The 19564-nt window shown below is 43.3% G+C and carries 12 protein-coding genes and 2 pseudogenes; 8 read left to right on the top strand and 6 right to left on the bottom strand.

From position 1 onward, the window contains the following. Nucleotides 1-179: 179 nt before the first annotated feature. Entirely contained in the window at nt 180-989 is an 810-nt protein-coding gene (locus tag AB4517_RS20785) for a sulfite exporter TauE/SafE family protein (RefSeq protein ID WP_029235341.1), read from the top strand. 227 nt (nt 990-1216) lie between these two features. Further along, nucleotides 1217-2221 carry a metal-dependent hydrolase gene (locus tag AB4517_RS20780; protein WP_372149747.1) on the top strand — a complete coding sequence of 335 codons (1005 nt, stop codon included), beginning with the start codon at nt 1217-1219 and terminating at the stop codon, nt 2219-2221. A 228-nt stretch (nt 2222-2449) separates the two neighbouring features. On the opposite strand, the gene AB4517_RS20775 is transcribed toward AB4517_RS20780, so the two are convergent. The 3 genes from AB4517_RS20775 to AB4517_RS20765 all read right to left on the bottom strand — a co-directional run bounded on the left by AB4517_RS20775 (nt 2450) and on the right by AB4517_RS20765 (nt 5964). Then, nucleotides 2450-3175 carry a GntR family transcriptional regulator gene (locus AB4517_RS20775; RefSeq protein WP_102321452.1) on the bottom strand — a complete coding sequence of 242 codons (726 nt, stop codon included), beginning with the start codon at nt 3173-3175 and terminating at the stop codon, nt 2450-2452. A gap of 183 nt (nt 3176-3358) precedes the next feature. Then, on the bottom strand, nt 3359-4984 hold the full coding sequence (locus tag AB4517_RS20770; protein ID WP_198594332.1) for a PTS fructose transporter subunit IIC: 1626 nt from the start codon (nt 4982-4984) through the stop codon (nt 3359-3361). Between the two features lie 239 nt (nt 4985-5223). Continuing rightward, on the bottom strand, nt 5224-5964 hold the full coding sequence (locus tag AB4517_RS20765) for a GntR family transcriptional regulator (RefSeq protein ID WP_372149744.1): 741 nt from the start codon (nt 5962-5964) through the stop codon (nt 5224-5226). 253 nt (nt 5965-6217) lie between these two features. Between AB4517_RS20765 and AB4517_RS20760 the strand changes: the two are divergent. The 4 genes and pseudogenes from AB4517_RS20760 to manA form a co-directional block, all read left to right on the top strand. Further along, a pseudogene (locus tag AB4517_RS20760) lies at nt 6218-6715 on the top strand (fructose PTS transporter subunit IIA); the annotation flags it as partial. A 118-nt stretch (nt 6716-6833) separates the two neighbouring features. Then, nucleotides 6834-9473 carry a mannosylglycerate hydrolase gene (mngB, locus tag AB4517_RS20755; RefSeq protein WP_136974899.1) on the top strand — a complete coding sequence of 880 codons (2640 nt, stop codon included), beginning with the start codon at nt 6834-6836 and terminating at the stop codon, nt 9471-9473. 63 nt (nt 9474-9536) lie between these two features. Further along, entirely contained in the window at nt 9537-10685 is a 1149-nt protein-coding gene (locus tag AB4517_RS20750; RefSeq protein WP_372121910.1) for a glycerate kinase, read from the top strand. Between the two features lies 1 nt (nt 10686). Next, nucleotides 10687-11877 (top strand): mannose-6-phosphate isomerase, class I, encoded by a 1191-nt coding sequence (gene manA / locus AB4517_RS20745; RefSeq protein ID WP_102321457.1) that lies wholly within the window; start codon nt 10687-10689, stop codon nt 11875-11877. Between the two features lie 646 nt (nt 11878-12523). Here the strand turns inward: manA and AB4517_RS20740 are convergent. Beyond that, complete coding sequence (locus AB4517_RS20740) at nt 12524-13366, bottom strand: hypothetical protein (protein WP_017062424.1); 843 nt, start codon at nt 13364-13366, stop codon at nt 12524-12526. Nucleotides 13367-13656: 290 nt separating this feature from the next. Here AB4517_RS20740 and AB4517_RS20735 point away from each other — a divergent pair, with 290 nt between their 5' ends. Continuing rightward, the gene (locus AB4517_RS20735; protein ID WP_017062426.1) at nt 13657-15210 is read left to right on the top strand and encodes an amidohydrolase family protein; all 1554 of its coding nucleotides are present in this window, start codon (nt 13657-13659) and stop codon (nt 15208-15210) included. 337 nt (nt 15211-15547) lie between these two features. Continuing rightward, complete coding sequence (locus AB4517_RS20730; RefSeq protein WP_017062427.1) at nt 15548-16711, top strand: dipeptidase; 1164 nt, start codon at nt 15548-15550, stop codon at nt 16709-16711. A 261-nt stretch (nt 16712-16972) separates the two neighbouring features. On the opposite strand, the pseudogene AB4517_RS20725 reads toward AB4517_RS20730, so the two are convergent. Next, nucleotides 16973-17242: pseudogene (locus AB4517_RS20725) on the bottom strand (carboxypeptidase M32); the annotation flags it as partial. Between the two features lie 1198 nt (nt 17243-18440). Beyond that, on the bottom strand, nt 18441-19352 hold the full coding sequence (locus AB4517_RS20720) for a LysR family transcriptional regulator (protein WP_102333401.1): 912 nt from the start codon (nt 19350-19352) through the stop codon (nt 18441-18443). Nucleotides 19353-19564 lie beyond the last annotated feature (212 nt).

Raw genomic sequence — 19564 nt, 5'->3', positions numbered from 1 at the left:
ACGTTGATAGGTTGACCATTAACAATGGTATTACTTCACATTCAACATGAGGAATATTCATGATCTATTCTGTTTGAATATTTTAGTCGGTGTCAGTTATATTAATTAGCTTGATGGAAATATAACCGCATTAATAGTGTGTTATTTAAGACGATTAATTTAATTAAGAGATGGATGAAATGAGTGAATTGCTGTTGTTGATTTTCTACTGTGCGTTACTGGGCAGTGGTGTTGGGTTTCTAGCCGGTTTGTTAGGTATTGGCGGAGGGCTGATCATTGTTCCTGTGTTAAGCAGCATTTTACTGTATTTAGAAGTTCTACCTTCCGACCAAGTTGTTGTCGCTGCGATTGCTACCTCGTTGGCATCGATACTGTTCACTTCCACATCTTCTGCACTCGCTCACCACAAGAATGGCAACGTGCCTTGGGATCTGGCGCCTTGGATCATGCTCGGTGTTGCTCTGGGTGCATTGGTTAGTGGTTTTATGGCGGCGTTGTTACCGGAAAAAGTCGTTCGTATTGTGTTTGCTGTGAGTGTGGTTCTGATTGCGATCAAGATGTTCTTAAGCAGCAAAAATGATGCGCCTAAGGAACGAAAACTGCCGAACAAAGGCGTGCTCACTGTGCTGACAACAATTACGGGTGGCTTATCTGCCATGATAGGTATTGGTGGCGGAGCATTGCTGGTTCCGCTATTAACGTTCTTCTCTGTCGATATGAAAAAGGCCATCGGTTGTGCCTCGGCTTGTGGCATTGTGATCGCGTTGTTTGGCTCGATAGGTTACATCAGTTCAGGCAGCAGCCACTTTGCTCTATCAGATGGCTTTGCTGGCTTTGTTTATCTGCCTGCGCTGTTGGGTATTGTGTGCACGTCTTGGTTTACGGCTCCGTTAGGCGCAAAAGCCACCAACCATTTACCGGTTCCAACGATTAAGAAAATCTTCTCAGTACTGCTGGTGGTTATCGCAGCAAGCATGGTTGCTCGTTAATAAAAGATCGTTCAAGTGTGAATATACAGAACAAAAACGAATAAATTGATCAACCACCAATAATTAGAAAAGGGCAGTTTCATAACTGCTCTTTTTTTGTTTATCGGTCTATGCTTATACAGCTATGTACATGAGTATATTGATAAAACCGTTTAGTTATGAACAGTTCACCGCTATAGCTAAATGTATTTTGTTTGATTCAACGGAATGCTATCAATGAGTGATTTATGGATCCTTTAACGCAGGGCGTGTTAGGCGCTTCTTTGTCACAATCGACCAGCAAAAAACAACATTTGGTTGTTGCTGGGGTATTAGGGCTGCTCTCCGGGTTAGCACCAGATTTGGATGCACTGATTAAGTCTCAAAGTGACCCTTTGTTGGCTTTGGAATTTCATCGACAATTTACCCATTCACTCTTCTTTATTCCCATTGGCAGTTTGATCTGCGCTTTGGTTCTGCATCACCTGATTGCAAAAAAACGTGGGCTTTCTTTCAAACAAAGTTGGCTGTTTTGTGCTCTGGGCTATGGTACTCATGCACTGTTAGACGCTTGTACCACCTATGGCACGCAGTTACTTTGGCCTTTCACCAACGCGCGTTTTTCTTGGAATACCATATCAATCATCGATCCTGTTTATACGCTTCCCATTCTAGTGTTGCTTGTGTTTGCGACGTTAAAACGAGCGCCTTGGCTAGCGCGTGTTGCGTTTACTTGGGCGCTAATTTATCCAACATTAGGGATGATTCAGCGAGACAGGGCAGAGGCGATTGGGTGGCAATTAGCGCAAGAAAGGCAACACACACCGATTCGATTAGAGGCAAAACCAAGCTTTGCGAATATCTTGGTTTGGAAAGTGGTGTACGAAACAGAGGCTCATTACCATGTAGACGCAGTGCGGGTTGGCACATCGGTAAGCACGTATCCCGGAGAGTCGATTGCGAAGCTGAATGTTAGCAGGGATTTACCTTGGCTTGACCCGGACTCTCAACAAGCCAAAGACATAGAACGTTTCCGCTGGTTTTCAAATGGTTATATCGCTCAGGACCCAACAGACGAGCTGCGTATTATCGATGTCCGATATTCAATTGTACCAAATCAAATGAAAGCACTATGGAGCATCAAGCTATCAAAAGCAGTTGATGCAAACGCGCATGTAAAATACGAAACTCATAGAGACAACACGCCAGAATCGAGACAGACCTTTTTCGATATGCTCACTGGTGATAAATGAGCTAGTTTTAAACTGATCTGCACCGTCAATACTGGATGCTACGTTAAGCGACTTTCCATACGTTTAGTTATCTCTGAATTGTTAATTTAGGGGAAGCTATAGCTCATTTATGCCCCATTCCGTAGTGTTTTTACTCATAGCTATCTTGTTAAAGAAAGTTTGTCCTATAAATAGTAATCTGAATAGTCGATTCGAACATTCTACAAGTTTACTCAAAACGTCCACAGGTTAACGGGGAGATTTCCGTCTTTTTGCGACTAGAGTGAACTTATAGTCACTGGATTTAAAGTAGTTGCGACTATATTCGAATACAGTGTCATCGTGTAGGTAGCTGCGAGTGCGCTTCTCAATGATCGGGTCGGCAGGACTGATGCCTAGCAACTCAGCAACATCGTTAGCCGGGAGGATGGGCACGATTTCCTGCTCACTTCTATCTATCACCAGTTTTTTCTGCTTCTCGATATAATCGTATTTCGAGCCTTGCATCACTTGATAGGTTAGATCCGGGAACATGTCGACTGGCATCCATGTCTCTTCAACGGTGATTGGGTTGTCATCGACAAAACGAACGCGTTTTACGTAAAAAATTCGAGCGCCTTCGTTGATGTCTAAGTGCTCTGCTAGTGTTAACGAGGCAGATTGAATTTCAAAGGCAATTACATCGCTATGAGTTATCCCACCTAAATGAGCCCATTTTTCCGCAAAGCTACTTTGTTGGTAGATATCGTAGTTAACCTTATTCTCTTTAACGTAGGTGCCACTACCCTGAATGCTCTCTAGCTCTTCATTTTCGATCAGAAGTTTAAGCGCCTGACGAACGGTTACTCGGCTGGCAGAAAACTCTTCGCACAGTTGAGCTTCTGTTGGCAGCGCCTCACCTACCTTGTAAATCTTACTGCTGATTTTTTCTCGAATGGCGTCAGCTATTTTGCGATACAGGGGCAGTCTTGCCATGTAAACCTCGAAAACAATACAAAAGAGATAGGTGACAACGACTTGTGATCACCTCTAGAGGCTTAATGATACGAATTAAAGCACTGAATACAAGAAATGGTTGTTGAGTGAGTGAGCTGATAATACAAAAAAACTCCAAGCGGGGGAGGCTTGGAGTTTTGGAGCATACTAAGTGAGGGTGAGTTAAGCTTTCGTTTCAGCTAACTTCTTTTCTTTTTGGTTTCCTATTACTTTTAATCCGATGGTTAGTGCCATTGACACTGCAATACCGATGACGAAGTAAGTCAGCCAAGCAACAGGGTTACCGATGACAGGTAGCATGAACACTGCGCCGCCAGCTACGGTACCAATAGTAATCTTAGAAGAAAGAATTAATGCAGCCGCTACACCACCACCAATCATATGAGCAGGGATGATACGCATTGGATCTTTTACAGCGTAAGGGATAGCACCTTCAGTGATACCACAGAAACCTAAGATAGCGGTTGAAGGGCCTGCCAAGCGATCTTCTTCATCGAAGAAACGTTTGAATACGACAGACATAATGCCTAATGACATACCAGGGATACATTTCGCAGCAGTAAAGGCAGCGTAAAAGATTGATGCATCACCAGCGAAGTCACCACTTGTACCAACACCGATACAGAATAGGTAAGCCGCTTTGTTTACCGGGCCGCCCATATCGAAACAAGCCATAGCACCGAGGATGAAACCAAGAATCAGTAGGTTGTTTGTGCCCATTGAGGTTAGCCAGTCAACCAAACCACTGTTAAGCATCGCGAAGAACTTACCAGGGCCCGCATACATAAAGATTAGTGTTGCGATACCCGCTAGTAGAGGTGTGATGATAATCATCTTCACTGACTCTAGTACTTTCGGTACTTTGATCTGGCGGACAAGCATAACAAATAACGCTGCTGCTGCACCGGCTACTAAGCCACCTAGGAAGCCGCCGGTCATGATAGAGATCTTACCGAATCCACCACCAACAGCGACGAAACCACCGACGAAACCAGGAGCTAGACCAGGTTTACCGACCATACCGTAAGCTGTAAATGCTGCAAGCACACAGATTAACAGTGGGTTAAATGCTTTTAACGTGCCGTAGTATAGGAAATGAATAATGCCTTGAAACGAAGACTCAAACTGCGCTTTGGCTTCTGGCTGTGCAATAGCTGCATAAACTTCTTTCTTAATTGCACCGATTTCACTGTTTGCTAACCCTTCAGCGGCGTTAATTATGCCAAGGTCTGCGTATGTTTTGCCCGTGTATTCAACCAGTATCGCTTCATCATAAAGGTGGGTGTAATCGTAGCCGAAGAATAGATTTAGAAGACCTACACAAAGACCACCGATTATAACAAGAGGAATGATGTGAGATACGCCTGAAAGAGCGCCCTTGTACCAAAGTTTCAAGAAACTAACGATCATATTGTCGTTGCTCTCTTCCTTCTCGGCAAACTTGTTGGTCGTCGTGGCTGCTTTCGCATTTGAGCCACCCGCTTTGACCTTCTCTTCGAGTGCATCAAGCATTTCATCAGCGGCTTTGATACCATCTTTAACCTTACCTTGCACAGACGTTAGCCCCTCGAAGCGCTCAGCTTCAATTACGCCTACGTCAACAGCGTAGATAATGCCATCGGCCTGCGCGATATCTTGTGCGGTTAGTTTTCCATCTAGTCCATTCGCACCTTGCTTCTCGACCTTTATTTCCCAACCGCGCGCGGCTGCTTTCTTTTCTAAATTTTTAGCCGCCATGTAGGTGTGCGCTACACCGGCTGTACATGCTGTAATCGCTAAGATTTTCATCTGATGTTCCTTTGCGTCGTCTCTCGTCATTTGAGCGACAAATAGGTCACTCAATGATTATATTCTTACTTAATTTGTTTTAATCATCTGTGATAATTCTCACAAGTTGTATTATTTGTATTTAATTTGTTTTTATTGTTCTCAGTATCAAAGTAATACAAAAAATGCACTATGACTATATGCCATTGAAATATAATACTAAATAGCTACGAGGCGACATTAAGTAATAAAACCCTTATTTAAATAGAATAGCTTGTATTCGCCCTTTGGCGCTTAGAGGTGAGGGTAAATTTATAGTTGTTGGTCGTGAAATAGTTTCGGCTATATTCGAAGATGGTGTCATTTTCTAGGTATCCGCGAGTACGCTTTTCTATAACAGGTTCTGTAGGATTGACTCCAAGCAATGTCGCCACGTCACTTGGTGGAAGGACAGGCATGATTTCTTGCTCACTTCTATCTATCACCATCTTCTTTTGCTTTTCGATGTAGTCATATTTCGACCCTTGCATCACTTGGTAACTGAGGTCTGGGAACATAGTCGTTGGCATCCAAGTCTCTTCAACCGTAATGGCGGTCTCGTCCAGGAAACGTACTCTCTTGATGTAGAAAATGCGCTCGCCTTCATTGATATCCAAGTGTTCGGCCAGCGTTAATGAGGCGGCTTGTACCTCGAAAGATAAGACATCGCTGTGTGTTACTCCCTGCAAATGAGCCCATTTCTCAGCAAAGCTGCTCTGTTGGTAGATGTTGTAGTTTATTTTGCTCTCTTTTACATAGGTACCACTACCTTGAATACTTTCTAGCTCTTGTTGTTCGATTAGAAGTTTAAGCGCTTGGCGTATAGTTACGCGGCTGACAGAGAACTCTTCACGGAGTTGTGCTTCTGTCGGTAGTGCTTCACCAACCTTGTAAATACCGGCGCTAATCTTATCTCTAATGGCATCAGCGATTTGTCGGTACATGGGTAATCTTGTCGTCATATCCTAGCTAACCTCTTGCGTATTAACCTGTAGAACCACTCTAACAGGTCTTAGTGTGTGACCTTTGACTTGAATAATACGAATTCTACCCAGTTAAATAATGATAAAGAATACAAATATGGGCCTTTAACTCCAATTTAATACATATCGTGATATTTGTGAGATCTGTATCATGGTTTATTTGTATTTGATTGGTATTATTGTTGTCACATAAACAGATAACCCAAAAGAACGTGAACACGGGGCTAAAACTATGAACCTTACAACGCTTACCAACTCATCACTGATTAATCTACAAACGACGTTCGAAAGTCGTGACGCTGCAATTGAAGCACTCGCTGAACAACTCGACCAACAAGGCAAACTGCACGACAAAGAAGAGTATTTAAAAGCTGTGTTTGCCCGTGAAGAGCATGGTGCAACGGCGCTAGGCGAAGGCCTTGCTGTTCCACATGGCAAAACCGACGCAGTGAAAGAAGCAGCATTTGCAGTCGCAACCCTAAAACAAGATTTGAAATGGCAGGGCATTGATGAAGAAGAGGATGTAAATCTGATCTTTCTAATTGCTATTCCTAATGCTGAAGCGGGCTCTACACACATGCAACTGCTGACCGAGCTGACAAGTACTTTGATTGATGATGAAGTTCGTGAAGCGGTACTTAGCGCGACAACTGTAGAACAAATTTTTGCACTTCTTAGCGATGAGGAAGAACAAATTGAACAGGCAGCCGAAGAATCTGCACCAGTAGTTGAAGAGAAGAAAGGGTTGTTTGGTTCTATTGCTTCAAAGTTATTTGGATAACTCAGCGTTTACTCAAAAGCCATTACTCATTTAAGTCGCACAGCACAGTCTTTACAGGTACAAAACAATGACTAAATCACGCGTTCATATTACCCCACACATGCACTGGGATCGCGAATGGTACTTCACCACTGAAGAGTCTCGTATTCTTCTGGTGAACAACATGGAAGAGATCATGCAACGTCTGGAGAGCGATCCAGAATACAAATACTATGTACTTGATGGTCAGACCGCTGTCCTTGAAGACTACTTTGCCATCAAGCCAGAAAATAAAGAGCGTGTACGTGACCTAGTTCAGGCGGGCAAACTTATTGTTGGCCCTTGGTACTCTCAAACTGACACTATGCAGGTTGGTGGTGAGTCAATCGTTCGTAACATGTTGTACGGCCTACGCGATTGTCTAGAGTTAGGTGAGCCAATGAAAATTGGTTACTTGCCAGACTCGTTCTCAATGAGCTCACAGTTGCCGATGATCTATAACGGATTTGATATCGATACAGCGATGTTCTGGCGTGGTTGCTCTGAGCGTCACGGTACCAACAAAACTGAGTTCTTATGGCAATCTAATGATGGTTCAGAAGTAGCTGCACAAGTACTGCCTCTTGGATATGCGATTGGTAAGTACCTACCTCAAGATGAAGAAGGGCTGCGTGCTCGCCTAGACAAATACTTCCCGGTGTTAGAAAAACCGTCAGTGACCAAAGATATCCTGCTGCCGAATGGTCACGATCAGATGCCAATCCAAAAAGACATCTTTGAGGTGATGGACAAGCTACGTGAGGTTTACCCAGAACGTGAGTTTGTGATGAGCCGCTTTGAAGAGGTGTTCGACCGCATCAAGCAAGAACGCGATCAATTAGACACAGTAAAAGGCGAGTTTAACGACGGCAAATACATGCGTGTGCACCGTACAATTTCGTCAACTCGTATGGATATCAAGCTGATCCACGCTCAGGTAGAGAATAAGATCGTCAACATCCTAGAACCTCTTGCTTCTATCGCTTGGTCACTAGGTTTTGAATATCACCATGGCTTGATTGAGAAAATGTGGAAAGAGAGCATGAAGAACCATGCCCATGACTCTATTGGCTGCTGCTGTTCAGACAAGGTGCATGCGGAGATCCTTAACCGTTACATCCTAGCCGACGATATGGCGAGCAATCTGATCACCTTTTACAAGCGTAAAATTGTTGACCACATGCCAGCGCGTGAAGGCTGCGACAAGCTAGCTTTCTTTAACCTATCGCCATACGAACGTGAAGAGGTGATCAACACCACCATCACTATTCGTGCAGAGCAGTTCAACATCTTCGATGATAACGGCAACTCAGTTGAGTACTTCATCCAAGATCAGCGAGTGATCGACCCAGGCAAGATTGACCGCCAGATTGTCCACTACGGTAACTATGACCCGTTTATTGAGTACGATATTCAGATTAAACAATCTGTACCTGCGATGGGCTTTGCTACCTTGCATATTCAAGGCAATGAACAAGGTGCTCAGAAGATTGCCGAGCAGAAAGATTACCTGCTAGAGAATGAGTTCTACACCATCAAAGTGAACGACAATGGCACCCTAACCATCTTGGACAAAGAAACCGAGATGACATACGACCAAGTGCTAAAAATTGAAGATGGTTCAGACGATGGCGATGAGTACGACTATTCGCCATCTCGCAAAGAGTGGCTGCTTTACTCAGATGAGTTTAAAGTCGAAACCGATATTAAACATGAAGGATTCCAATCGGTTGCTAGCATCAAACTGCGAATGGATGTACCAGCTAATCTGCAAGAGCGTGAAGAGCGCACAGGACAAAACGGCTATGTAGATGTCGATTGTCAAGTGGTACTTAAAGCCGGTTCACGCCGCATTGAAGTCCGTATGGAGCTAGATAATCAAGCAGACGATCATCGAGTACGTGTGCTTATCCCAACGCCATTTGTCTCTGAAAATGTGGTGGCAGATAACCAGTTTGGCCTTATCACTCGACCAACTAACGACCCTGCAATGGAAGTATGGGAGCAAGAAAGCTGGAAAGAAGCGCCAGTGCCTGTGTACCAGCTGATGAACTTTGCTGCGGTTGAAAACCAGACAGGTGGACTGGCATTGATGACCAATGGTCTGCGTGAGTTTGAATTCGTATCAAGCCAAGGCAATGAAGAACGCGATACCTTTGCTCTAACTCTACTGCGTGGGGTAGGAGTTCTAGGTAAAGAAGAGTTGTTGCTGCGTCCGGGACGTCCTTCAGGTATCAAGATCCCGACCCCAGACTCGCAAACTCGCGGCAAGTTGGTGTGTGAATTCAGCTTACTTGGTTTTGCTGGCAACCATATCGCGGCCAACGTTATGGCTAAAGCACGAGACTATGTAACGCCAATCGAGTGTTACAACAAGATCCCGTACAACGCAATGAAGCTAAACGTCGGTGAGCAAGACAAGCCGTTAACCTACTCGCTTCTTGCCAAAGAGCAGAAAGGAGCTGTTCTTAGTGTACTGAAGAAAGCGGAAGATGAAGATGCCTTAATTCTACGTGTCTACAACCCGGCTGAATCTGGACAGATTGAAGATGGTGTTACCTTCACTCAACCAGTGACTTCATGGCAAGAGACCAGCTTGGATGAGCGAGTACGTGATACCGAAGTCGCTAGCCAGAGCTTTGGTGCACTTAATGCGTGTCAGGCTAAATCATTCCAAGTGAAGTTTTAATCCTAGTTTTTAACCGTAGAAACCTCCGCTCTGATTCCAACTGGGCGGAGTTGGTGAACCGAGATGAAGATTGTAATTGCCCCCGATTCATTTAAAGAGTCTCTTAGTGCCAAGCAGGTATGCCAAAGCGTTGAAGCCGGTTTTGCACAAGTATTCCCAGAAGCGGAGTATGTGCATCTACCGCTGGCCGACGGCGGTGAGGGAACGGTCGATGTATTGATGCAAGGGTTAGATGGCATTGTGCAAACTACCCAAGTGATGAACCCACAAGGTGAGACCGTCGATGCACATTGGGCACTGCTTGATGACGGTAATACGGCATTGATAGAGATAGCTTCAGCATCGGGATTAGACCTAGTTTCGCCACAAGATCGCGATCCTGCCCTTGCAACTACCTATGGTACTGGTGAGTTGATCAAAGAGGCACTTGAGAAAGGTGTAAATAAAGTCCTGCTTGGTCTTGGAGGCAGCGCCACCAATGATGGTGGGGCTGGTATCGTCCAAGCATTGGGTGGCAAGTTGTTGGACGAGCAAGGCAATGAGATTGCCTTGGGTGGTACTGCTCTTTCTAACCTTTCTCGTATCGACTTAAGCAATATCCATCCTCGATGCCAACAGGTCGAGTTTGTGATCGCTTGTGATGTCAACAATCCATTAGTTGGTGAAAACGGCGCTAGCTATATCTTTGGTGCTCAAAAAGGGGCTTCCTCGGAACTGATTGATCAGCTTGATGACGCGTTGAATCATTTTGGAGAGGTCAGCAGCAATCTCACTGGAACAGATAACCGAACTACACTTGGCTTTGGCGCTGCTGGTGGCGCATCTCTTGGTTTATCACTGCTATTTGATATCCAAATCAAGCAAGGTATTGAGATGGTTTTAGACACCTTAAACGCAGACCAAGTGCTGCAGGGCACGGATCTGGTTATTACTGGCGAAGGCCAGATGGATAACCAAACCCTGCAAGGCAAGACCCCGTTTGGTATTGCTAAACGAGCCACGCTACAAGGTATTCCCGTGATTGGAATTGCAGGCTCATTGGGTAAAGAGATTGATGAACTCTACAACGTTGTCGATAGCACCTTTGGCACGGTTCGTTCACCACAACCACTAGAACAAGTTCTGACAGAGGCGGGCGATAATCTGACTCGCACTGCACGCAATATTGCCGCTACTTTGAAAGTCGGCGCACAGATTTTTGGAGAGAAGTAGTATGTCTCTATTTAAGCTTGATAACGTCATCCAAAACTATGCATGGGGTAGTAAAGACTCCATTCACAACCTATTTGGTATCAATAATCCAGAGCACAAGCCACAGGCAGAGATCTGGATGGGTGCTCACCCAAATGGCTGCTCTAGGCTCGATGGTACCGGAGAGCCTCTTGCTGAGGTAATTGAGCACAACAAGCAAGATATTCTTGGTGGCTACACCGCTGCACGTTTTGGGGAGTTGCCTTTCTTATTCAAAGTGCTTGCCGCAGAGATGCCACTCTCTATTCAGGTACACCCTAGTAAACATAAAGCGCAGCAAGGGTTTGAGCGAGAAAACCAACGAGGGATTCCGCTAGATGCCGCGCACAGAAACTATAAAGATTCCAACCATAAGCCTGAATTGGTTTACGCTTTAACCTTTTATAAAGCGATGAATGGATTTCGCCCAATTGCAGACATTATTACTTTGTTTAAAGAGGCCGACATTCCAAGTCTGGCGAAAGAAATTTCCGAGCTAGAAAAGCACGCAGATAGTGCAGCGCTAAAAGAGTTCTTTGCTGCGATTATGTCACTTGAAGGTGAACGTAAAAAGGTGGCACTGGCTGAACTTGGTGAGGCGCACAGACGTCCGGCTAAAACCATGATAGGGCGCGAGGCTCTGCAGTACAGTGCTGAGTTTAAGCGGCATTATCCTGGAGATATCGGCCTATTTTCTCCACTAATGCTTAATACTGTTGAATTAGCACCTGGCGAAGCAATGTTTTTGTACGCCGAAACCCCACATGCATATGTGCAGGGGACTGGTCTGGAGATAATGGCAAGTTCAGACAATGTTTTGCGCGCAGGGCTCACACCAAAACACATTGATGTAACTGAGTTAATAGATAACACCTCATTCGAACCGATTGAACCAGCGGAGATTCGGCTAAAACCAATATATAAAGAGAGTAATAAAGTGAGCTACCCGATCCCAGTTGATGACTTCTGCTTTGAAGTAATGACAGTCGAGATTACCAGCCAAGCACAGTTTGTTCGTAGCGCAGAAATACTGTTTTGTATTGAAGGTGAAGTTGCAATTTCAAGTCAAAATAATCACGTTGTGTTGAGAGCTGGTGAATCAGTATTCGTTAGCAGTAACTCAGTGAAATACGATTATCAAGGGCATGGGAGGATAGCCCGAGCATTCAATTAATTTTCATATGCTTGGAACCTTGATGTGGCCAAAGTAGACACTACTAATTAAACGGCTCCTGCAAACAATACTGAGTAATTGGCTGCCCGACGTGCTTTTTGTCTATTTTAAGACAAATCTCATTTAACTTACTTAAACTAATCCATTGCTCACTAAATTAGCAAATCGCGTAGCACACTTTTGTCCAGAAACTTCTCACGCACCATTTCGTAACTCAGAAATGCCCAGAACCTTCTTAAGGCTCAGAGATTCTGTGCGGAAAGGGATTAAAGTGAGTAACCGTGTATCGGGGGTCTTAGCCTGCATGGCTATTGCAGCACCGTTGGAAATACCTAACTGATGCCGTTGAAGAAGCTATTATACTTATGTTGAAATAGACTGAATTACTAGCTGGCGGTTGTAAGCAGGTTAAGTACGTTAGGATAAAGTATAGTTGCCTTAGCCTAAAAATTTATGCAGTAACTTATGAATTTGACACTTGGTTAAAAGTATTACCATAAGTATTACCGCTCTCTTTGCGAGTTTTTTTATGGATATATATCAGCATCTTAAATAAATAAGTCGGATTCCTCACTCACCGCCAAATTTAAGACCGCAGCAGTTCGCTGCGGTTTTTTTATGTCTAATTTTATCCTGCGACCTGTTATCACCAAGGAAGAGCAACAACAGGTGTGATGACCAGTCGAAGTTGATGCTCTATCCCAAACGCGTCAGGGCTTTCAATGTAGTTCCAGTATTGAAGACCAAACTTGATGGGTTTGCCACCAATGAGAGTCGTCTTAGCGAACCCAATACCAATAGGGAATGACAATTTATTTCCACTGCTCGCTTCGTGATTATAGCTCCAAGTTGGTTGCGCTTGAATTTGCCATCCATCGTCTAGATTCGCGGTATAGAAGTACTGTCCACCAGTAATACTCGCGTCGGCGTCATTGCTTCCGCCAGCGTTCCATTGATGGGTAATTAACGCCCCGATAACCCCCCAGCTTTGTACGTAGGCTAAGGCAAACTCTGGACCGAGTAAGAATTGATCGTTACCCAGTTCATCGCTTGTTGCGGTGGGCAGTGTACCCACTATCCCCCCCACGACAATCATGCCGCTCTCAAAGGTATGACCAACGGCCACATCAAAGCCGATATCACCGAGACCTGCATCTGAATTTTCAAATCTATCGCCCTTGTAATAGGGTTGGTCAAATATTAAAGGTATATTTGGTCTGATAAATAAGTTGGTTCGCTCTGCAATTGGCACAGGGAGAACAGGTTGAAAGCTCAAGCGATACCCGTTCTGACTGTTCGCTGAATTTAAGTCGCCTTGATAGTTCGTCCAATCCAAGTTAAAGGACATCGAGCCAAGCGTTGTGTTTGGGTTGGCTAGCTCTTTAGCTACCTCCTCTACATCTTGCCCCTCGTCGGCTAACACTACGATGGGAAGAGTGACAGCAAAGAAGAATATCGCGCTTAAGCTTCGTAATTTAAGGTTTGGCATTTTTTTTTCCCTGACGAAAACGTTGGTACAAAAACGTTTAGCTATAAAGGATTATTTTGTCAAAGTTGCCTTTATAGAGAAGGGCAGCTCTGGAGCGGCAAAGTCAATAGCTGTGGGTGAGATGAGCGTAAAAGTGATTGTTTTTGAGTCACTTTCTCTTGTCACGTTAGATTTGTCTTATCATTGAGAAAAATGAGCAAAGAAGAGGATCAGGTAGATAGCGTGAAATTATTGGTCTAAGATTTTTGACACGTAACACTTATAGTTCATCTCACACACGGGATAAAATTATGAAACCACTAGAATCATTCATTAAAAAGGCTACGATCGTCGGCTTTGGCCTTATGTCACCACTTGTTATCGCCGCTAATTATGATGTTGTAATTTTGAACGGCAGAGTTATCGACCCTGAAACAAATTTCGATTCTGTTGCTAATGTCGGGATCAAAGATAATAAGATCACAGCAATAACGACCGATAGTATTTCTGGGGATAAAACTATTGACGCTACAGGTAAAGTTGTTGCCCCTGGATTCATCGACGTCCACGCTCATGGTCAAAACATTGGTGACTACAGAATGCAGGCGATGCAAGGCGTTACCACTATGCTGGAACTCGAATCTGGTGTTCTACCTATCAGTGACTGGTATGCAGGACAAGCTGAAAAAGGCTTACCATTAAACTATGGTGCAGCAGCTGGTTGGACTTACGCTCGTATTGCTACATTTAGTGAGACGGAACCCGAAGCGACCGTTGGCTATTTCCAAAAAGCTCAATCACGTAATGATTGGAAGATGGATATAGCAACACCCGAGCAAGAAAGTAAAATCATCAAGCTGATTGAGCAAGGCCTTGATGAAGGTGGCCTAGGTATCGGGATTAACGCTGGCTATGCACCGGGCCATGGTCAAAAAGAATATTATGCATTGGCTGAATTAGCCGCAGAAAGAGACGTAGCAACCTATACTCACGTTCGCTATGCCAGCAATGCCGAGCCACAAAGCTCGTTTGAAGCCGTTAAAGAATTAGTGGGCAATGCCGCTATCACTGGCGCTCATATGCACTTTTGTCATATTAACAGTACTTCATTAAAAGATATCGAAACCATCTTACCTATGGTCAATAAGGCTCAAGAACAAGGAATCAATGTTACTGTGGGCGCTTACCCTTGGGGCGCAGCAAGTACTGTCGTTGGCGCAGCCATGTTTTCTGGTGAAGGCTGGCGGGAACGTATGGGTTCAACCGCTGAAAACTTTCAGCTAGGTAAAGAACGTATGACAGAAGAACAGTTGAAAGACTACCAAGAAAATAAACCTGGTACCTTTATTGTCTGGCACTTCCTAGACGAGCAAAACCCTAAAGATCTTGCTCTATTAGACGCTTCGATTCTAAATCCTAATGTGTTGATTGAATCTGACGAAATGTTCTGGATGCATATGGACGAAGACGGCCACATTGAAAATTATGCAGGTGACGAGTGGCCATTACCAAAAGATCTATTCTCTCATCCTAGATCAAATGGCACCTTTGCTAAAGTACTCAGAGTCTATGTTCGTGAGCGCGGCTTGTTAACGATGACGGAAGCACTACGTAAAATGACACTGATGCCAGCTCAATTAATAGAAGATTTTGTCCCTCAAATGAAAAATAAAGGACGAATCCAAACTAATATGGACGCAGATATCGTGGTATTCGACCCAGAAACTATCGCTGATGTGGGCACCTACCAAGATCCTAACCACCCAGCCGTAGGCGTACATTGGTTATTGGTTAACGGCAAAATCGTTGTCAACAACACACAACTAGATACAGACGTTAAAGCAGGCGAAGCCATTCGACGTTAATTCACCTAATCAATGATAAATCAGACTATAGAAAGCGATACTCAGGTATCGCTTTTTTATCTCACCTCTTCGATAATTTCTTAAAGTGTCACATATAATACTTTTAAATGAATTTTCTAATTGAGGTAACATTTAGATAGATTTGCCAAAAATATTCGACATAAATCACGTTTTTATCATGTCATTGGGCGTAGTTTATTTATAAAAAGGTGCATAAAAAGGTGCGTACAAAGGGCTTAACACTCCGTTTGATATAAATCCGTACCTATCTTTACTTCCAAACTTCCAACATATTTATATTTTATAGAAGCTAACACTGTTAAGGAAAATTTCAAATATGGACAACAAATCTGAAATCGAACCAAGTAATGATAAAGCGACAAAGTCAGGTGCACCAAAATTACCAGAATTTGAAATAAAAGATTATTCAAAAATCCCTCAACGAACACACAAATATCCTGCATCTGAACGTGCAAAAAAAATTGTTCGAGATTCTATGGCTATTGACAGCCTTTTTTCCGGTCTTTGGCCCTCTCAATGGTCTTCACCTGAAGCACCAGAATTCCATGATGAAATGGACAAGTGCAAAGCCGCTGGATTCAAGGTACTAGCAGCATGTCCTTCCGCAGACTCGTTAGATGCCTCGGTTGAAGGCATTATGAAAGGCGCTCAGTTCTACCTAAGCAAAATGAAAGAACGCCCAGACGACTATATGATGATCCGCACTACCAAAGATATTGATGAAGCGGTAAAACAAAACAAATTGGGTATTTACTTCACTCACCAAGGTACTCAAATATTTGGTGGTGATGTTGATCGCGTAGGACTATGGCGTGAGATGGGCTATGGTTACTGTTTATTGGCATATAATCAACGTAATGATGTGGGTGATGGCTGCTTCGAAATTGAGAACCGTGGTCTAACTGAATATGGAAAAAAACTTGTCGACGCTTATAACCGATACGGTATGCCTGTTGATGTAAGCCATACTGGCGAACGAACCTCCTTAGATGCGATTGAACGCAGTAGCCAACCTGTCATTTCTTCGCATTCAGGTGCGAAAGCCATTGCCGATTATCAGAGAAGCCTTTCTGACGTTGTGATTAAAGGTGTTGCGGCAACCGGTGGGGTTTGCTCAATAAATATGGTGGCTGCCTTTATGGATACATCTAACCCAGATATATTGACGACTGAACAATTATTTCGACATATTGATTATATGGTCAACTTAGTCGGTATAGACCACGTTGGCTTCGGTTCAGACTATATCCCGAACATCAATTTTACAGCGTCTATTATTCAAACACCAATGGGGCAGAACGTATTCCCTGATGGTGGCTATAGTGCCGCTGTAGGAGCAAAAGGGTTTCCTACCCCAGCACCATATCAAATTGTTGCAGCTCTAATTGATACCATGCTTGAAAATGGATACTCAGAAGAAGACTGCAGCAAGTTCTTAGGTGGCAACATGTACCGAGTATTTGATCAAGTCTGGGTATAAGAAGTTTATTAAATTTACTCAATAATTAGCACTTCTAACATCTCGTTTAGAAGTGCTTTTTTAATCGCTTCGAATGAGACTGCAGTTTATGACTGCTCCTAACTTGTTATTGTCCAATTTCGTGCTAGTAGGTACCAGAATCTTCCGTGATTGTTAAGTTCGATGAAGGGATAAAACCTTCAAATCAATCTAAGTATGTTTTGAAAATGTGATTAAAAAGGCTGAATCAATAAACTGATCAGCCTCTATCGATTTATTCCATTAAAGGTAACGACTTCTCAAATGATCTTTGAAGTATTGCGCATTCAAGGTTTCACCTGTTGCACCTTTCACCAAATCATCAGTAGTAAGCAGGCTGCCTTTGCTCCAAATGTTCGATTCTAACCAATTGAAGATAGGGGATAGGTCACCGCTTTCAATCACTGAGTTCACATCCACTGTTTTCTTCATTGAAGCCATGAACTGAGCCGCGTACATCGCACCTAATGTGTAAGGTGGGAAGTAACCGAATGCGCCGTCCGTCCAGTGGAGAATGTGACCTGCATTTTAAGGTAGTTGCGGCTGTCCAAATTCTTGCTAACGGGGCGACTTAACTCACAAAGTACGAAAAGTGGGGGCAGAGTACAGTTCTTGACTCAAACGAATTCGCTAGTTTTTGCTCTGTAAATCGCACTGAAAGAGTCACACACATACAAGGTAGTATGAGCATAGCCTTGAACAAGCCCAAAATCCTCGCTGAGAGCGTTTGAGGCGGTCTGAGGGTTGTTTTTGGTAGCTAATTTACCCATTTACCATAATAAGAATGATGAACTCCGACTTTAATTGCATGAAACGAGAGCTATCTATTTAGTTTCACTGCTGCGACAATCTTAATTTCTTACTAAACTGGAATTAGTATTGAACTAATAAAAAAGGAATAGTTATGCGAATTGTTTTTTTTGTTTTTGCTCTTTTTTTTCTTCCCTTTCATTTGGAGGTTTTAAACCAATTCACGATAAAGCCTTAGAAGAAAAAGCACTCGATGCATTAGAAGTTCACTTAGTAGCTGAAGGTTTGATAAGAGATGATGCTGAGCTAGCTCTCGCGTATGAGGAGGGAGGGAAGAGTATTTTTTTCTTTCGAGTAAGAGAGCATGAAGGTGGGGGTGAGTTATATAGGTTTTTTTGCTCAAAGGCTAGGTGCCGTTTTAGTTATAACTGACAATTGAAGTTGTAGTGGTCTAATGATCCCTGACAATCACGTAAGCGACTTTTTCTATCCTTTTAATTCATGCTTTGCTTAATTGGCAATCTTGCTAAAACGGAAATGTCCAGAGGCTTCATAAGCCTGAAGCTTTACTCGTGGCGCTTTTCTTGCAAAGTGCCTGCTAGCTCAGATCTGCCCCAAAATCACTTAGATTGAATACTCTACATCGTTTAGGATGCGAACATTTTCCCTACTAAAAGTCATCCATCCTTATGAACTTTAGTTGTGAACAATTGCTATGTATCACATCAACCATTTAGTCACTTTATCTTCACGGGCTGGGGGTAAAATCACAACAAACTGTATGATATCTTTTATATTATTTAAAGGTACAGGGAAAGTGACATGACTGAAGAGATAGTCAGCTTGATACCTCACACTCCTATATAAAGGGTGTAATCCATCAAAACTCGAACTTAAAGTTAACTGAAACGAAAACAAGGCTCTAATTGAACCTTGTTAAAAAATTGGATGAGTCTATGAGTTAACGACGGAGACCATCTTCAAATCGCTTGCGATAATTGTTTATCACGGTGATTAACGACTTTTTAATATCAACAATTTGTTTGGAATGTGGACACCAAAGCGCGAAGCCAAACTTGAAGCCCTCTAGCATCTCATCGGCTTCAACTGGCTCAATAGCATGATTGGCAAACTCAGTATTAGAAAAGGTTTTAGGCAGTAACGCCCAACCCAACCCCGCTTCGACCATCTTTATCACTAGGGCAAGTTGATCGATTGCTTCATTGTCTGAGCTGTAAATAATCTTCTCTGACATACCTTCTTCAATAAAAGATCGTAAGACAAATTGTTTGCTGTTTTTCAGAGCCACCAAGACTGCACTTTTCTCCAACCTAGATAGATCTCCACCTTTTTGAACAAAAGGGAGAAATTCGAAATGCCCAAGGAAAGTAGCATCAAAGCTATACATCGCCTGACGGTCATGCACATTGACGATACCAAAATGGTATTCGCCACTATCTATGCCTCTTTTGATGTCCTGTTTATTCCTAACAAAAAAGTTCACGCGCATTAGCGGAAAATCGCGAAGAAATTGCTGGCGGATTTCAACCAAAGCGCGATGAGGAATCACACTAGAATAAGCGATGTTGACGCTTTCTAATCCACCATAAGAGAGGCTTAGCGCCAATTTATCGAAAGTACGCGCTTGCTCGATGGTTAATTTAGCATTGTGATAAAGAAGGTGACCATCTTCAGTTGGCTCTACCGAACGCCCCACTCGTTCAAACAAACTGACCGCTAGTTGGTCTTCAAGGTTGGTAATCACCTGCCCTATCGTAGTTCGGTGCTTATTGAGTTTGACCGCGGCTTTGCTAAACGAGAGTTGTTCATAAACGGTCACGAACGCGAGAAGTTGTTCAAAACTAAAATTCATAGGTTTCGCTTCCTTTCTAGAGTGATTTACTTAAAATATGATAACTGATCTGCACCAGTGATACTGGACACTTGACTAAGCGAGTTGCCCTACTTCTGTTAATTCATGACTTACTAAATTAGATAAAACGCAACTCGGAAATGTCCAGAACCTTCACAGATGGCACTTCGTAACTCAGAAGTGCCCCTTTTCTTATATGGAATCCACGTATT

Origin of the sequence: Vibrio sp. 10N.222.52.C3 (assembly GCF_041474195.1) — a bacterium.
GTDB classification, from domain to species: Bacteria; Pseudomonadota; Gammaproteobacteria; order Enterobacterales; family Vibrionaceae; genus Vibrio; species Vibrio crassostreae_C.
Note: the sequence above shows the minus strand (reverse complement) of the source record. Positions and strands in the feature narration are given on the sequence as shown.

Excerpts from the sequence above, each read along its gene's own strand:
- AB4517_RS20785 (WP_029235341.1), top strand. The coding sequence starts at position 180 with ATGAGTGAATTGCTGTTGTTGATTTTCTACTGTGCGTTACTGGGCAGT.
- AB4517_RS20780 (WP_372149747.1), top strand. The coding sequence starts at position 1,217 with ATGGATCCTTTAACGCAGGGCGTGTTAGGCGCTTCTTTGTCACAATCG.
- AB4517_RS20775 (WP_102321452.1), bottom strand. The coding sequence starts at position 3,175 with ATGGCAAGACTGCCCCTGTATCGCAAAATAGCTGACGCCATTCGAGAA.
- AB4517_RS20770 (WP_198594332.1), bottom strand. The coding sequence starts at position 4,984 with ATGAAAATCTTAGCGATTACAGCATGTACAGCCGGTGTAGCGCACACC.
- AB4517_RS20765 (WP_372149744.1), bottom strand. The coding sequence starts at position 5,964 with ATGACGACAAGATTACCCATGTACCGACAAATCGCTGATGCCATTAGA.
- mngB (WP_136974899.1), top strand. The coding sequence starts at position 6,834 with ATGACTAAATCACGCGTTCATATTACCCCACACATGCACTGGGATCGC.
- AB4517_RS20750 (WP_372121910.1), top strand. The coding sequence starts at position 9,537 with ATGAAGATTGTAATTGCCCCCGATTCATTTAAAGAGTCTCTTAGTGCC.
- manA (WP_102321457.1), top strand. The coding sequence starts at position 10,687 with ATGTCTCTATTTAAGCTTGATAACGTCATCCAAAACTATGCATGGGGT.
- AB4517_RS20740 (WP_017062424.1), bottom strand. The coding sequence starts at position 13,366 with ATGCCAAACCTTAAATTACGAAGCTTAAGCGCGATATTCTTCTTTGCT.
- AB4517_RS20735 (WP_017062426.1), top strand. The coding sequence starts at position 13,657 with ATGAAACCACTAGAATCATTCATTAAAAAGGCTACGATCGTCGGCTTT.
- AB4517_RS20730 (WP_017062427.1), top strand. The coding sequence starts at position 15,548 with ATGGACAACAAATCTGAAATCGAACCAAGTAATGATAAAGCGACAAAG.
- AB4517_RS20720 (WP_102333401.1), bottom strand. The coding sequence starts at position 19,352 with ATGAATTTTAGTTTTGAACAACTTCTCGCGTTCGTGACCGTTTATGAA.